The sequence below is a fragment of the Kocuria sp. CPCC 205261 genome, assembly GCF_040981025.1.
Classification (GTDB): domain Bacteria; phylum Actinomycetota; class Actinomycetes; order Actinomycetales; family Micrococcaceae; genus Kocuria; species Kocuria marina.
In genome coordinates, this window is record NZ_JAVKPU010000020.1 from 1 (window position 1) to 15,739 (window position 15,739).

Here is a 15,739-nt window from a genome sequence, read left to right on the forward strand (position 1 = left end):
CCGCCACAGGACCCTGACCAGCGACAACACCGGCCAAGTCAGCCAGGAGCTCTCAAGTGGCACGAGTCAGGCCCTGCACGGGCAACGGTTCGACCTTGGACTTGGGCGTTCCCTGGGGTTCACTGAGCCCGTGCGCAGGGCCCTGGGCACCATGTCCGCGCCACCGAAAGACTTCGCATCCGCCATTGAAGCCGTACGCGAATACCTGACCGGCAGGGCGGATATCACGATGCGCCCGGCCCACAACGGCCACATCCCGCTATTCGTGTTGGGGACCGGAAGTGGCTTGAAGATCGCGGCGCGCCTGGGTCTGCCGGCGGTGGTCGGTGGACCGTTGCTCACCGCCGGGCCGGAGGCCTTCGACGAGTACCGCTCCACCTTTTGCCCCAGCGAGCAACTGGACGAGCCGTACCTGATCGCTTCCACGGAGATCTTTGTTGCGGATTCTCCCTCCGAGGCGCGCGAACTCTCTCTGCCCGAAGCGTGGGCCATGTCCGAATCGCGCCTCACGGGAGCTTTTCCGCCGCTCGAGCCGACGACGTCGCTACCGGATTCCCTGACGCAACGGCAGCAACGCAACGTGGCCAAGGCATTGGCCCCCGTGATCGCGGGGACCGAGGACCAGGTTTTGAGCGCAATCAGTGAATTGCTCGTGCGTACCGGCGCGGACGAGATCATGAGCACCGCCTCGACCTTCGACACGACCGCGTTGTACACCTCTGATGCGCGGCTGGCCGCCGCCGTCGCCGCCACCTTGTGAGCGCCCAGACCTCACACCGGGACCTCCCAACGCAAGGACCGCAAGCGTGGAAGCGGGCGCCAAGGACGCAACCACGGCCACGGCCCCCGCTGTGTCACAGGCTCACGTTGGCCCGGAATCCCATCTTGGGGACCGTAAGGATCAGTTTGGGTTCCCCGGTGAGTTTTCGGATCCGGGATATGGCCATGTCGATGGCGTGGTCGCTGGGCGCCGCGGGCACTTCACGGCGGATGGACTGGCGAGTCACCAAGTCCCCTGCGGCCTGCATCACCACGCGTGTGATGTTGGCCAGGTGGGAGGGCAGTTCCACGCGGCGTTCCCCGCACAGCAGATGCGCGCCGCGCAGGGTGACCTGTCCGAACGGCGTGTGCGGCAGGTCCACGGTCTGTCTTTCCAGGTGGGTGGTCAGTGCCCGCACCAGGGACCCCATGCGGGGGCGGTCCGGGATCAGCGGTGTGATTCCCGCCCGCTGCAACGGCTCCGCGGTTACGTGCCCCACGGCCACGCTGAGCACACGGTGACGCAGTGCTTCGAGCAATGGCTCCATGGTCCCTTCCTTCTGGGCGCGTTCGAATAGCGCTTCCACCGCGGGGGCGGAGGTGAAGGTCACGGCGTTGACGTGTTCCTTGATGATTGCCAGCATCAGCTGGGAGACTGCGGCCACATCACGGGGCTGTTCCCATCGATAGGGCTGGACTACGGTCAGGCGCGCGCCGGCGCGTTCGAGGCGTTCCACGTGTGCGTGGTCCACGGCCCCGTGTTGTTGGAACACCACGTGTTTGTCGGCCACGCCGCGGCTCAGTGCCAGGTCCACCAGGGAGCTCGTAGAATCCTGCGATGCAACCCCCTGCTCCACGAGCCCGAGGCTCTTGATGGCCCCACGGGCCTTGGCTCCGCGCACGAGGATGTCAGCGCCCTCGAGCGCCGCACACAGTTGGGATCGTGTTCCACCGGCCTCCGCAGCCTCGAACCATCCGCGCACACCGTGCCCCGTGGTGACCAGCAGCACCCCCGGTTTGTCCTCGATCACCTGGGCGGAGGCCCGGTGCAGCGTCTCGTCGTTCTCGGTGGGCACGATGCGCATGGTAGGCGCCTTGAGCACGGTGGCGCCGCGCCGTTCGAAAGCCTCCGCCTGGTCCTCGGCCCGGCGTGAGGCGGTCACAGCGATCACGAAGCCGGTCAGGGAATCCGACGGAGCCACGAGCACCTTCTCGCTCGCCTTGACCGTCGACGACGCCGTCCCAGGTTCCTCCTGAATCCGACCATCGCGAATCCCCCGGCCCGGGATCCCGCCGTCCCGAATTTCGGCTGCGGGTTCCGCGGTGGGCCCGCGTGTGAGCGGAGACTTCAGTGGCTCAGACTCTTCTGAGCGCTCGTTTGAAACTCTCTCGATCAACCGCGCGAGGTCATCGCCCAGTTCGACCACGTGCCCCAGCACGACGATCGCAGGGGAGCTCACTCCCTCGTCGGATACCACACGCGCAATGGAGCGCGCTGCGGATGCAAAGACCCGCTGCCGCTGTGTGGAACCCTTTTCGACCACCGCGGCGGGCAATTCCGGATCCAGGCCGTGCTTCACCAGACCGGCCATGAGCTCGGGCAGGTGCGCCAACCCCATGAGCACCACCAAGGTGCCGCCCACCTTGACCAGGCCTTCCAGCTCGTCGGGAGCGGGCACCTCATGACCGGAGATCACGGTGAAGGAGCGGTTGATGCCGCGGCACGTGACCGGGATACCGGCAGCCGCGGGCACCGCGATACTCGAACTGATCCCGGAGACCACAGTGACCTCGATGCCCTCCCCCTGCAGGGTCCGCCGTTCCTCGGCGCCGCGGCCGAACACGAACGGGTCCCCGCCCTTGAAACGCACCACACACGCCCCGGCGCGGGCGAACTCCACCAGGGCCCGTTCAATCAAGTATTGGGGCATCTTGTGATGGCCGGGGTCCTTACCCACGTTCACCAGCAGGGCTCCCGGGCACAGTTGCTCGAGCACCGCGGTGGGTGCCAGTTTGTCGTAGAGCACCACGTCCGCCCGCATCAGGTGCTGCCGGGCCGCCTCCGTCATCAACTGCGGGTCACCGGGACCACCACCCACCAGGGCCACACCGGGCCTGCCCGAGCGCAGGGTCGAGAACGGTTTGCCGTGCCTCCTGCTCAAGGCACGCCACCGCTTGGTCTCCGCGGCGTCGTCGGCGGCGCACACCACGGCCGCGGCACCGGACGCTGCAGCGTCGGCGTCGAAGTCCGCGGCCTCCGCGCCCACGAAGGTGCAGGCTTCCAACGCGGTGCGCACCGATTCCCGGGCCGGGTCCGCTTTCACACCCAGCCGCCGGGCCACCCTAGCCAGCGCATCCCCGCGGGCACACAGTTGCTCCGCGGTGCCCGCAACGCTCACCCTGGCACCGGCGCGGATCAGCCGGGCGACCTCCAGCGGCGCGGCCGGGCCGGTTCCCACGAGCAGGACCGGACAACCGTTCCAGTCGAAATCACTCATGCACCGATCCCGATGGTCGGCCCGGAGATCATCACGCGCTCACCGGCGGTCGCCGGACGCACCTGCCCGCGCTCGGGCACCTGCACGATGGTCTCGTCCGTTGCCTGCGGGTCATTGATGAACGGCGTGAAACGCGCCAGCTTCACCGGGTCGTTGAGGGTTTCGGCCCACTCATCGCGGTAGTCGGCCACTAGATCGCCCATGGCCGATTCCAGTTCGTCGCAGATCCCCAGCGAGTCCTCCAGGATTACCTCGCGGAGATGGTCCATGCCGCCCTCCAAGGACTCGACCCACGGTGCGGTGCGCTGCAGCCGCTCGGCGGAGCGGATGTAATACATGAAGAACCGGTCGATGACCTTGACCAGCATCCTGTCATCGACGTCGCTCACGAGCAGTTCCGCATGCCGGGGGGTGAACCCGCCGTTACCGCCCACGTAGACGTTCCAGCCCTTGTCCGTGGCGATCACCCCCACGTCCTTGCCGCGCGCCTCGGCGCACTCACGGGCGCACCCGGAGACGCCGATCTTGAGCTTGTGCGGGCTACGCAGTCCGCGGTATCGGTTCTCCAAATGCACGGCCATGCCCACGGAATCCTGCACGCCGTAGCGGCACCACGCCGAACCCACGCAGGACTTGACCGCGCGCAGCGACTTTCCGTAGGCCTGACCGGATTCCATGCCCGCGTCGATCAGCCGCTGCCAGATTTGCGGTAACTGCTCCAAGCGCGCGCCCAACAGGTCGATACGCTGAGCACCGGTGATCTTGGTGTAGAGGTTGAACTCCTTGGCCACCTGGGCGATCACCGCGAGCTTCTCGGGGGTGATTTCGCCCCCGGGGATGCGCGGGACCACTGAATACGTGCCGTCTTTCTGCATGTTGGCCAGAGCACGGTCGTTGGTGTCCTGCAGTCCGTCGCGGCCGCCGTCCAACACGTGCTCGTGGAAGGCGGTGGCCAGAATGTTGGCGACAACCGGCTTGCAGATGTCGCAACCGCGGCCTGTCCCGATTTTCTCGATGACTTGGGTGAAGCTCGTCAGGCGGGACAACCTGATGGCCTCGAACAGCTCGGGACGGGACAGTTCGAAGTGCTCGCACAGTCTTTTGGAAATTTCGAGACCGGCGCCTTCCATTTCCTTGGTCATGATCTTGCCGACCAGTCCCACACACGATCCGCACTGCGTCCCGGCCTTGGAACACTTCTTGACCGAGGCCAGGTCGTGGCAGCCCTGACCCACGGCCTGCTTGATCTCGTGCACGGTCACGTTGTTGCACGAACACGCCACCAGATCGTCGGGCATTTCCGCGTCGGGAACGTCGCCACCGCCGGAAAGATAGGCCCTGGGCGCTCCGGGCAGTTGGCGGCCCAGCAGCGCGCGCAGGCTCGCGTACGGTTCCGCGTCCCCCACGAACACCCCGCCCAGCAGGGTCCTGGCGTCGTCGGAAAGGACGAGTTTCTGGTAGACGCCCTCGACCGGGTCGGACATGACCACGTCCAGGGTCCCGCTCTTCCGGGACAGCGAGTCGCCGAAGGAGGCCACGTCCAGGCCGTGGAGCTTGAGCTTGGTGGCGTCGTCGATCTCGGTGAATTCGTCGTCACCGCCGGTCAACTGCGCGGCCACCACCTCGGCCATGGCGTTGGCCGGTGCCACGAGGCCCACGCACGTTCCGTCGAAGCTGGCTACCTCACCGATCGCCCAGATCCCGGGGGTCGCGGTGCGGCACGCGGTGTCGATGGGCACGCCACCGTTGGGCGCGGTCTCCAAACCGGCGTCGCGGGCCAGCTCGTCACGGGGCGTGATGCCAATGGCCCACACCACGAGGTCCGCCTCGATCAGATCCTCGCCCACCGCCACCCCGCCCACGGTGGACGGGTCCGCGGCGGCGGGCAGCACCGCGCTGGGGCGCTGTCCCAGGTGTAATTCGATCCCGCGCTGCTCGATGGCCCGGTTCAGGGTCCGCCCGCCGCCCTCGTCCAGTTGCGAGGACATCAGCCAGTCCCGCGAATGCACCAGATGGGTTTCGAACCCGTACTTGACCAACCCGCCGGCGGCCTCGAGACCCAGCAGTCCGCCGCCGATCACCACGGCCTGGGGCGGCTTCTCGGGGCCGCGGGCGCTACTGAGGGCCTCAACGTTGGCCCGCATCCGATCGACATCGTTCACGGTGCGGTAGACGTAGACTCCGGCCAGGTCATTGCCGGGCAACGGAGGCATGGTGGCGGCCGAACCGGTCGCGAGCACTAATTCGTCGTAGGCTAGTTCCGTCTCACCGTTGACGTGCACGCTCTTGCGCTCCGGGTCGATGCTGTTGACCCACGCATTGGTGACCAGGTGGGTCCGTTCGTTCCACATACCCACGTTGGTGAGGCTCAGATCGTGGTCCGGGTCCCAGTGCTTGGCCAAGTTGACGCGGTCGTAGGGAGCCACGCTTTCTTCTCCCAGGACGACGACGTCGCTGCGGTCGCCGCGCCCGCGCAGGGCCGTGACGAAGCGGTGTGCTGCGGGCCCCGCGCCGACCACCACGACCCTGCGTTCAGACACGGAGGTCGGGAGGTCGCGGATGTTGATGAGTTCGGGCATGGGGTTCTCCTAGGAGTTGGAACGTGTCTCCACGGTAGAAATCGAATGTCACCCGGCCGTTGTCACTTTCTTACGGCCGTGTAAATTGCGCCTGCGTCGGACCTAGAAATCCAGGCCGACCTGGATGATTCCGTCGACCACTCGAACGGGGTAGGTCTCCACGGACAGCTCGTCATTGGTCAGGCACTCACCGGTTTCCAGGTTGAAGACCGCCTTGAGCAGGGGCGAGGCAATGGTGGGGACGCCACCTGATTCGCCGACAATCCCGCGGGAGAGCACGGAGGCACCGGTGTCCGGGTCCACGTTGGAGCTCGCGTACAGCCGGTCGTTCCAGGTCCGGTACAGGGCGATGTGGCGGCCCTTGAGCAGGGCGGCCGCGCCGACGTCACGTTCCAGACGGTGTTCTTCGACCACGGGGGTCCAGGTGAGGGTTTCGACGGCGGTGGAGTGGGTCTCGCGAGTCAGAACGGTCATGGCGGTTCTCCTTGGCGACTGTGGTGCATACAAGTGGTCGGTGTGGCGGCTCAGGCTGCCATGGCTTGGGAGACCACGGATTCGAGTTTGTCCTTGCACCCGCCGCAACCGGTGCCGGCGCGGGAACATTTGGAGACCTCGGCCACGGTGGTGGCTCCGGCGGACACGGCCTGCTGAATGGGTGCCAGGGCCACCCCCGCACACCGGCAGATGATGGACTCCGGGGTCAGTTCCGGTGCGGTATCCGCGCCGCTCGGGGTGTCCGCGGCAAGCAACACGGAAGGGTCACCCGGGGCGGCACCGGATCGTTCGAACAGCATGGCCAGTTCGGCACCGGCCTCCGGCGCCCCCAGAGCCACGAATCCGAGGATGTTCCGATCGCGCGAGACCACCTTGAGGTAACGCCCGGTGCGTGGGTCCTCCCAGGTGGCCACGTCGACTCTCGGCTGCTCGAAGGCTCGAGCGTGCACCGAGCCCGCAGCGGTGAGGCTCACGGCCTGCGACTTCATGGTAATCAGTTGCGACACCTGTGAAGGAACGCGGTTGTGGGTGCCGTCCAGAATGTCCGCCAGGGCTTGCGCCTGCTGCCACCCCGGGCCGATCAGCCCGCTCGGGGCGGAATCCTGGTAGTCGATAGCCATACATTCTGGGCACACGGGATTGCTGCACAGCACCTCCGCGCAGTCACCGATCGCGTAGATGTTCGAGGTGCCGTGGACCCGCAACTGATGATCGACCAAAATCCCACGATGGGTCGGTAGCCGCACTTTCTTGGCCCACTCGGTACGGGGCTGCGCTCCGATGGCCGGAATCAACGCGCCGGCTTCTCGCACGGTTCCATCGTCCAAGACGACCCCCGTGAAGCGACCACCCTCACTGCGCACGCCGTTGATGCCCCCGGGGATCACCTGGATACCGGCCTGCCTCAGCACGTGGGCCAGCATTCGGCTGGCGTCAGGATCCAGCTGCCGCGGCATCAGGTCCTGCCCACGGTGGATCAAGCTCACCTGCACTCCGTGCTCGGCAAGGTTGAGCGCAAGCTCGATCCCCAGAATCCCACCGCCGAGGACCAGGACATCCTGGCCCGTCTCGACCACCTCGCGTAACCGCCGAGCGTCGGACATGTCCCGCAAGGGGTGCACTCCGGGTAGGGGGATGGAATCCAGGTGGCACGGATCCGTGTCCAGAACGTCCAATCCGGGGACCCGCGGCAGAACGGCGCGCGCTCCGGTGGCGAAGATCAGATCGTCAAAGGAGATCAACCGGTCATCAGTGGTGTGAAGGTACTGCCCGTCCAAGGAAATGTCGCTGAGCGTGGTACCCGTGAGGAACGTTACCCCCTCCGGGAAGTTGGTCTCATCGCACGCGAGGTCCAGGTCTTGCGGGGTGCTATGCCCGGTGACCAGGTTGGCCAGCAGGATGCGGTTGTAGGCACCTTCCGGCTCGCTCCCGATCACGCACACGTGCACCCGGCTCTGGGCAAGGGGTTCCTCGAGTTCTTCGATCAGGCGGGCGGCCACCGGGCCGAAACCGATGATGACTATGCGACGCACTGTTCCTCCTGGGACACCCACACGCGGGTGGCTTTGAATTCCGGCATCTTGGACAGCGGGTCCGTGGCCGAGGAGACCAAACGGTTCACACTGTTGGACCCTGCGAAGTGGAAGGGCATGAACAGGGTGTCGCGGCGGATCTGTCGGGACAGCCGAGCCCGGGCCTGCACGGTTCCCCGCTCGTTGTGCAAAGTGAGCAGCTGCCCCTCGACCACCCCGTAGAGGTGGGCGGTCTCCGGGTTGATCTCGACTCGCCCGTCAGGATCCGAGGCGAGCAGTTCCGGGACCCGTCGAGTTTGGGCACCCGACTGGTAGTGGCCCAGCAGGCGGCCTGTGATCAGGGTCAGCTCGGCCCCGTCGAAGATCCGCTCGGCAATCGCCCGGGGGGACACGTCCGCCAGGGTGGCACGGCCGTCCGCGGTGGGGAACGAGTCCCGGAACAGGCGCGGTGTGCCCGCGCTGCCCGCCGGGTAGGGCCAATAGCACGCCCTCTCCTGGTCGAGCAGGTCGTAGCTGAGACCCGAGTAGTCCGCGCGGCCACCGGCCGAGGCTCGGGTGAGCTCCTCGAACATCTGCTCCGCCGTTCCGAAGAACATGGTGGAACCCAACCGGGTGCTCAGCTCGGCCAGCACGGCCAGCTCGTCGCGCGCGGCGCCGGGCAACGGCAGCGCCCTACGACGGCGGATGACCCGGCCCTCCAGGTTGGTCATGGTGCCTTCTTCCTCCGCCCACTGCGCCACCGGCAGGATCACGTGCGCCAGCTGAGCGGTCTCCGACAGCACGAAGTCACTGACCACCAGGAAATCCAGGTCGGCCAGTGCACGGGTCACCCGTGTGGCATTCGGGGCGGAGACCACGGGGTTGGAGCCGTGAATCATCAGTGTGCGCACCCCGTGGTCGGTGCCGCACGAGAGCAACAGTTGGGTGGCGTCAATCCCCGGACCGGGGATGTCCTGCTCATCGATGCCCCACACCGAGGCCACGTGCGCTCGGGCCTGCGGGTCGTTGATGGAACGGTAGCCGGGCAGCTGATCGCACTTCTGACCGTGTTCGCGCCCGCCCTGGCCGTTGCCCTGCCCGGTCACGGTGCCGTACCCGCCGGGTTCGCGGCCCGGCAGCCCCAGCAGCAAGGCCAGGTTGATGGCGAGGCTGGTGGTGTCCGAGCCATTGGTGTGCTGTTCCACGCCGCGCCCGGTCAGGACGAACGCGCCCCTGTCCTTGGCCGTGGCCAGCCCGCGGGCGACCGCCCGGATCTTGGCGGCGGGGACACCGGTGAGGCTCTGGACGTGTTCAGGCCAGTAGCGCTGGGCGGTGCGCTTGAGCCGGGCGAAACCATTGGTGCGGGAGGCCACGTAGGCGGCGTCGTAGAGGCCCTCGGCAATGACCACGTGGATCAGGCCCAGCAGTAGTTCCTGGTCGGTTCCGGGGGTTGGTGCCAGGTGGATCCCGCACTCGCGTTCCTCCGAGCGGGTCAGGTCCGCGGTGGCGGACTCGCGCAGGTCGATCACGAACAGCCCGCCGTGCTCCCGCGCGGAGGCCAGGTGCTGGACGAACGGGGGCATGGTGTCCGCCACATTGGAGCCGATCAGTAGCACGGCGTGCGCGCGGTCCAGATCGGTTAGTGGGAACGGTAGGCCGCGGTCCAAACCGAAGGCCCGGTTACCGGCGGCCGCCGCCGAAGACATGCAGAACCGGCCGTTGTAGTCGATCCGACTGGTTCGCAGCACCGCGCGGGCGAACTTGCCCAGTGCGTAGGCCTTCTCGTTGGTGAGCCCACCGGCTCCGAAGATCCCCACCGCGTCGCGGCCGTGCTCACGCTGGGTGCCCCGGATCGCCTCGGTGATCGCTGTCAGCGCGTGGTCCCACGTGGTGGGTTCCAGTCCGTGGGCCGTGCGGATCATCGGCTGGGTGATCCGATCCCCCAGGCCCAGGACCTTGGCCGCGGAGCTGCCCTTGCGGCACAGTCCGCCGCGGTTGGTCGGGAACTCGCGCCCGGTCACCGTCACGGGTTCGCTCGCGTCCGAGTTGGGGGTCAGTGTCATGGCGCACTGCAGGGCGCAGTACGGGCAATGGCTGGCCACCCCGTGGCTCGCGGGCGGTTCTTGGGTGATGAGGGATTCAGACACGACCGTCTCCGAACGTGGTGCCCTTGCGGGCGTAGACGCCCCACGTGATGGCCAGCAGCACCAGGTACCCGGCGGCAAAACCGATAAATGCGCCGTCGTACCCGCGCGTGTTCTCGTGGACGATGCGAAGTACCTGCGGGATCAGGAACCCGCCGTAGGCACCGATCGCGGAAATGATGCCCAACGACGACGCCGCGGCGCGCGTGGCTTTCTGGTCGTCGCCGTAGGCCAGCGAGAACGCGGTGGGGATCATCCGGTAGGTCGAACCGTTACCCATGCCGGAGGCGATAAAGAGGACCAGGAAACCCAACAGGAACAGCCAGAAGTTACCCAGCCGCAGCAGCCCGATGATCGCCAGCGCCATGATGGCCATGACAGCGAACGCTGCGATCGTCGGGCGGGCACCGCCGAATTTGTCGGCCAGCTTCCCACCGTAGGGACGAGCCAGGGAACCGACCAGCGCGCCGAGGAACGCCAGGGACAGTGTGGCCGCGCCGATGGTGAAGGCGGAGAACTGCGGAAACGTGTCCGCGATGAGCTTGGGGAACACACTGGCGAAGCCCATGAACGACCCGAAAGTACCGATGTAGAGCACCGCGATGACCCACAACTGCCCATGTTTGAGGGCGGCCAGATACGAGCTGACGTCCGCGGTGGCGTGGGAGAGACTGTTCATGCAGTAGTACGCGCCAACCGCACCCAGCAGGATGAACGGAACCCAGAACCAGCCGGCCAGGCTGACCATAGGGCCACCGGTCAACAGCACACCACCGGCGGTGATGACAATCGGCACGGTGAACTGCGCGACGGCCGAGCCCAGGTTTCCGCCGGCCGCGTTCAGACCCAGCGCCCAGCCCTTCTCCTTGGCCGGGAAGTAGTAGGTGATGTTGGTCATCGACGAGGCAAAGTTGCCGCCACCGAAACCGGCGAGCGCGGCCACCGCCAGCAGCACACCGAACGGGGTGTCCGGGTTGCCCAGGCACATCCCCATGCCTACGACCGGCAGCAGGAGCAGCAGGGCGGAGATGACCGTCCACATGCGGCCACCGAAAATCGGAACCATGAACGTGTACGGGAAACGCATGGTGGCGCCCACGAGGCTGGGCACCGAGATCAGCCAGAACTGCTGCGAGGTGCTCAGCGAGAAACCGGCCGCGGGCATGGCCACCACGGCCACGGACCAAAGCTGCCACACCACGAAACCCAAGAACTCGACATAAATGGACCAGTTCAGGTTCCGGCGGGCAATGCCCCGGCCCTCACGATTCCACTGTGTCTCGTTCTCGGGGTTGTATCCGTCGATCCACCGGTTGGGCCGGTGCCGTAACGGTTCATCGACAGCGAGTGTGTCAAGGTCATCCAGCAGACCTTGTTGACGCGTATCCAGTGACATGCGTGGCTCCTTCGGTCGTCACCATTACGAAGAAACCTACGGGCAGGCTGTTTCACCCAGCCGACCAGGCCGGTTACAGAGGGGTAACAAATAATTCACTGCCCCCAGCGACCCTGTGAGAGCTTGTCCGCGCTCGAGATCCCCATGGCGGACTCACCTGCCGGAACCCTCAGTGGGGCGCTAGCCTGAGGTGCATGTCCTCCCCCGAGCAGATCCCCACCGAGATCCTCGAGCTTGCCCGTAACGCACGGCGGGTGACCGTGCTGACCGGCGCGGGGATGTCTGCCGAATCCGGTGTTCCGACCTTTCGCGATGCGCAGACCGGGTTGTGGGAACGTTTCGATCCCACGGAGCTGGCGACACCGGAGGCCTGGGAGGACGACCCCGCCCAGTGCTGGGCGTGGTACGCCTGGCGTGCATCCCTGGTGCGCGGCGCCCAGCCGCACCCCGGGCACTTGGCGATCGCCCAATGGCAGGCTTACCCCGACATGGACCTGCGGATTTCTACCCAGAACGTCGACGACCTGCACGAGCGGGCGGGGGCCACGGTTCTCGCCCACGTTCACGGAGACCTCTTTGCAGGCTCTTCACAGTTGAGGGTGTAGGAGTTGGGGCCTGAAGCCGCCGGTCTCGAGCAGACTGCGGGCGATGTAGTTGGTCAGGTTCCTGAACCCGAGTGCGCTGCCGCGCAGGTGCTCGAGTCGGCCGTTGATTGCCTCGGTCGGGCCGTTGCTGGTGCCGGGTCGGTCGAAGTAGGCGAGCACGTCTGCGGCGCGCTTCTTCAGGGTCCGGCCGAGCTTCGCGACCTCGACCAACGCCTTCGGAACGCCGGTGCCCAGGTCGGCGATGAGCTTGGTCATCAGCTTCTTGCCTGTGGCGCGGTCGGGCTCACGGTAGGCGGCGACCATGCGCTGGTAGATGCCCCAGGTCGCTTCGACCTCGACATGGGCGTCGTCGGCGAACAGCCGGTTGAGCCGGTCGATCTGTCGGTCGGTGAGCAGGCCGGCACCGGTGTGCAAGGTGCGACGGGACTTGTAGAGCGGGTCGTCTCGGTAGCCGCGGTGGCCGTGGACGGCGAGCTGGACCCGGCGGCGGCACTGGTCGAGTGCGTCACCGGCCAGGCGTACGACGTGGAAGGGATCCATCACCGCGACCGCGTCGGGGACCTCCTCGGCGGCGGCGGTCTTGAAGCCGGTGAACCCGTCCATCGCGACGACCTCGACCGCCTCGCGCCACGCTTCGGGGCGCTCGGCGAGCCAGGTCTTGAACGCCTGTTTGGAGCGGCCCTCGACCATGTCGAGCAGCCTGGCGGGGCCCGTGCCCTCACGTACCGGGGTGAGGTCGATGATCACGGTGACGTACTTGTCACCACGCCTGGTGTGGCGCCACACGTGCTCGTCGACCCCGAGGATGGTGACGCCGTCGAAGCGTTGTTCGTCGTCGATCAGGACTCGTCTGCCTTCGGCCAGCACGGCGTCGTTGGCGGTGTTCCACGCGACCCCGAGACCCTCGGCGACCCGAGCGATGGTGAGGTGTTGGACCACGATCCCTTCCAGTGCCCACCGCAGGCCGGTGCGGGTCAGCTTCGCCCGGGGCTCGGCTGCCCGGCTGGTGTCTTGGCGCCACACATGTCCGCAACCAGTGCAGCGGTAGCGGCGGATCGACACCAGCAGCGTGGTCGGCCGCCAGCCCAAGGGCACGTGGGCCAGCCGGCGGGTCACGGCGTCGCGCGGCGCACCCTGACAGCCACAGCGTCGGCACCAGCCCTCGCTGCCGTCATCGGCGTCGAGAACACGACAGGCCAGAACTACACGGTCGGGTTCGAGGTGCTGGCCGACGACTTCGAGTCCGAGGTCATCGAGTCGGCAGAACTTGGTCAGGTCGGGGCGCGCGAAGGTAGCGTCAGGCAAGTCGAGGTCTTCTGGATGGGTGGCGTAGGAACCTCCATCTTCAGGGGACCTCGACGTCTACCCCGACAGCACCCCGTCAATGGCCGTCACACCCTCAACTGTGAAGAGCCGCGAAACCGGACGCGACGGCGTCGAACCCGGGCCTGCCGGAGGCAATCAGGTACAGCACGCCGCCAGCACCGGAGGCCGCGACGATCTGGGTGAGGATGTAGGGCAGCACCGCGGCGGCCTCGACACGGCCGGCCAACCAGGCGCCCACGGTGACCACGGGATTGAAGTGGCCGCCGGAGATATGGCCCACCGCATAGGCCATGCACAGAACGGTCAGGCCGAAGGCCAGGGCCACACCGACGAAGCCGGTGCCCAGGTTGATGTTGGGGTTCTCGGCGTGCGGGAAATACGCGGCCAGCACCGCGGCACCGCAACCACCGAGAACCAGGACAAAGGTGCCGAGGAACTCGGCGGCAAGACGGGATGGCATGGGGGCAGTAGGCATGAAGAAACCTCAGGTAAAGGGGAAGTCGCGGGAGATCCGCATTGCTTGTGCTGGGGAAGTTTAGCCCAAGAATTCGCAGGAGCAAACGGGTGGCGAGAATCGCATGTCCGCACAGCTCACTCGGTTGCAAGCTCGCCTACCATGGTCTTCTGTCCTGAATATGTCCTGGAGATGAACATGAGCCGATCCGGCACCCCTCGAAAGACGGCGAGCTGCGTGAAATACGGCGCCCTGGCAGCCGCAGTGGGACTGGCCCTGAGCGCGTGTGGTTCCGACTACCCCTTGGGCGAGGAGCAACGGGAGGCCGCCGAACAGGGCGATGCCTCGCTAACGGGCATCCTCACCGGAATCGGCTCCTCCGCTCAGAATGCGGCCATGCAGACATGGCGCACCGGATTCGAATCCACGTACCCCAGCCCCAACGTGCAGTACCTTTCGGCGGGTTCCGGTGCGGGACGTTCCGCTCTCGTGGGAGGCGGCACAGACTTTGCCGGCTCGGATGCCTACTTGGACGCCGAGGAGCAAGCGGACGTCAGGAACGCCTGCGGCCCGGGAGGTGCCGTCAACGTTCCCGTGTACATTTCCCCCATCAGCATCGCGTTCAATCTGCCGGGGATCGAGGAACTGGACTTGGACGCGCCCACGATCGCCAAGATCTTCCGGAGCGAGATCACACGATGGAATGATCCGGCCATTATCGACCAGAATCCCGGTGTTGATCTCCCTGACGCCCCGATCACCCCTGTGGCCCGGGCCGATGATTCCGGCACCACGGAGAACTTCACGGACTATCTCGAAGCCACGGCTTCAGAGGTATGGACCGACGAGCACGGCGGGGGCTGACCCAATTCCCTGCCCAGTGAGCGTGCGCAGGGAAATAACGGAGTGGTCACCGTGACGAACCAGACCGAAGGCGCCATCACGTACGCGGACGATTCCCTCGTAGGAGGCTCTCTGGGTAAAGCCAGGGTCAAGGTCAACACCGAGTACGTACCCGTCAACGCCCAGACCGCCGCCACGGCCGTGGGGGCGTCCTCCCGCGTGCAAGGTACCGGGGAGCATGACATCGCGCTGGACATCGACCGCACCCCCGACGTCAAAGGCGCCTACCCCGTGGTCTTGGTCTCCTACCACGTGTACTGCACCAGCTACGCGGATCCCGACACGTTGGAACTGGTCAAGACGTTCGGTCGCTACGTGGTCAGCCCGGAGGGGCAGCAACTGTCCGCCGAATCGGTCAAGAGCGCCCCCTTGCCGGAAAACCTCACTCGGGAAGCTCAGGCCGCGTTGGATTCCATCACGACCCGGTATTAGAGGCGGCCGCGGCCGACTTCGTGGCTCGGCCCTGGCTGGGGTTGCACGGTTCTTTTGGAATGAGCGCTTGCGCCCCGGCGTTGCGTGGATGATGAGCATTCCATTGTCCCTTCTCGACCGTTCCCGCATCCGCCAGGGAGAATCCGATGCCGGCGCCCTGCACCAGACGGTGGAGCGCGCCCGGCACGCGGAGGCCGCCGGTTATCACCGGTTCTGGGTCTCAGAGCATCACGGGGTCCCGGGGGTCGCCTCCGGCACGCCAGCGCTGCTCGCGCAGGCGGTTGCGGCGGCCACTCGCTCGATCCGGGTGGGTTCCGGCGGAGTCATGTTGCCCAATCACCGCCCTCTGGTGGTGGCCGAGGAGTTCGCCGTCCTCACCGCCCTGCACGGGCAACGGTTCGACCTTGGACTTGGGCGTTCCCTGGGGTTCACTGAGCCCGTGCGCAGGGCCCTGGGCACCATGTCCGCGCCACCGAAAGACTTCGCATCCGCCATTGAAGCCGTACGCGAATACCTGACCGGCAGGGCGGATATCACGATGCGCCCGGCCCACAACGGCCACATCCCCCGAGTCGTGCCAATTTAGTGTGTTGGCCATTCGGTGCCGGTGGCGGTGAGGATCTCGCTGGCTGCCGGT

At 66.5% G+C, this 15,739-nt stretch carries 13 protein-coding genes; 5 read left to right on the plus strand and 8 right to left on the minus strand.

Annotation, left to right across the window (positions count from 1 at the left end):
- On the plus strand, window positions 1–760 hold a 760-nt coding region (locus RF646_RS12835; protein WP_368836185.1), incomplete at its 5' end, for an LLM class flavin-dependent oxidoreductase.
- A gap of 94 nt (window positions 761–854) precedes the next feature.
- On the opposite strand, the gene RF646_RS12840 is transcribed toward RF646_RS12835, so the two are convergent.
- From RF646_RS12840 to RF646_RS12865, 6 genes are all read right to left on the minus strand, one after another.
- Complete coding sequence (locus RF646_RS12840; protein ID WP_313362516.1) at window positions 855–3,257, minus strand: uroporphyrinogen-III synthase; 2,403 nt, start codon at window positions 3,255–3,257, stop codon at window positions 855–857.
- Entirely contained in the window at window positions 3,254–5,836 is a 2,583-nt protein-coding gene (gene nirB, locus RF646_RS12845; protein ID WP_064845467.1) for a nitrite reductase large subunit NirB, read from the minus strand. Before nirB ends, RF646_RS12840 begins: the two co-directional genes overlap by 4 nt.
- 102 nt (window positions 5,837–5,938) lie before the next feature.
- Entirely contained in the window at window positions 5,939–6,310 is a 372-nt protein-coding gene (gene nirD / locus RF646_RS12850; RefSeq protein WP_064845466.1) for a nitrite reductase small subunit NirD, read from the minus strand.
- Between the two features lie 50 nt (window positions 6,311–6,360).
- Window positions 6,361–7,863 (minus strand): FAD-dependent oxidoreductase, encoded by a 1,503-nt coding sequence (locus RF646_RS12855; RefSeq protein WP_064845465.1) that lies wholly within the window; start codon window positions 7,861–7,863, stop codon window positions 6,361–6,363.
- Window positions 7,851–9,989, minus strand: a complete 2,139-nt coding sequence (locus RF646_RS12860) for a molybdopterin oxidoreductase family protein (RefSeq protein ID WP_255359865.1) — start codon at window positions 9,987–9,989, stop codon at window positions 7,851–7,853. Before RF646_RS12860 ends, RF646_RS12855 begins: the two co-directional genes overlap by 13 nt.
- A complete protein-coding gene (locus RF646_RS12865; protein WP_368836186.1) occupies window positions 9,982–11,382 on the minus strand; it encodes an MFS transporter in 1,401 nt (466 codons plus the stop codon). Before RF646_RS12865 ends, RF646_RS12860 begins: the two co-directional genes overlap by 8 nt.
- A gap of 194 nt (window positions 11,383–11,576) precedes the next feature.
- Here RF646_RS12865 and RF646_RS12870 point away from each other — a divergent pair, with 194 nt between their 5' ends.
- Window positions 11,577–11,987: an NAD-dependent deacetylase gene (locus RF646_RS12870; protein ID WP_162230386.1), complete on the plus strand. Its 411-nt coding sequence runs from the start codon at window positions 11,577–11,579 to the stop codon at window positions 11,985–11,987.
- Here RF646_RS12870 and RF646_RS12875 read toward each other — a convergent pair.
- Together RF646_RS12875 and RF646_RS12880 are read right to left on the minus strand one after the other, a co-directional pair.
- Window positions 11,970–13,292 carry an ISL3 family transposase gene (locus RF646_RS12875; RefSeq protein ID WP_064846867.1) on the minus strand — a complete coding sequence of 441 codons (1,323 nt, stop codon included), beginning with the start codon at window positions 13,290–13,292 and terminating at the stop codon, window positions 11,970–11,972. The two genes, RF646_RS12870 and RF646_RS12875, sit on opposite strands and share 18 nt — an antisense overlap.
- A 94-nt stretch (window positions 13,293–13,386) precedes the next feature.
- A complete protein-coding gene (locus RF646_RS12880; RefSeq protein WP_368836187.1) occupies window positions 13,387–13,788 on the minus strand; it encodes an aquaporin in 402 nt (133 codons plus the stop codon).
- Between the two features lie 177 nt (window positions 13,789–13,965).
- On the opposite strand from RF646_RS12880, the gene RF646_RS12885 reads away from it, so the two are divergent.
- The 3 genes from RF646_RS12885 (at window position 13,966) to RF646_RS12895 (ending at window position 15,688) form a co-directional block, all read left to right on the plus strand.
- On the plus strand, window positions 13,966–14,631 hold the full coding sequence (locus RF646_RS12885; protein WP_368836189.1) for a phosphate ABC transporter substrate-binding protein PstS: 666 nt from the start codon (window positions 13,966–13,968) through the stop codon (window positions 14,629–14,631).
- A 51-nt stretch (window positions 14,632–14,682) separates the two neighbouring features.
- On the plus strand, window positions 14,683–15,102 hold the full coding sequence (locus RF646_RS12890; RefSeq protein WP_368836190.1) for a hypothetical protein: 420 nt from the start codon (window positions 14,683–14,685) through the stop codon (window positions 15,100–15,102).
- A gap of 103 nt (window positions 15,103–15,205) precedes the next feature.
- Complete coding sequence (locus RF646_RS12895) at window positions 15,206–15,688, plus strand: MsnO8 family LLM class oxidoreductase (protein ID WP_368836191.1); 483 nt, start codon at window positions 15,206–15,208, stop codon at window positions 15,686–15,688.
- The last annotated feature ends 51 nt before the right edge of the window (window positions 15,689–15,739 follow it).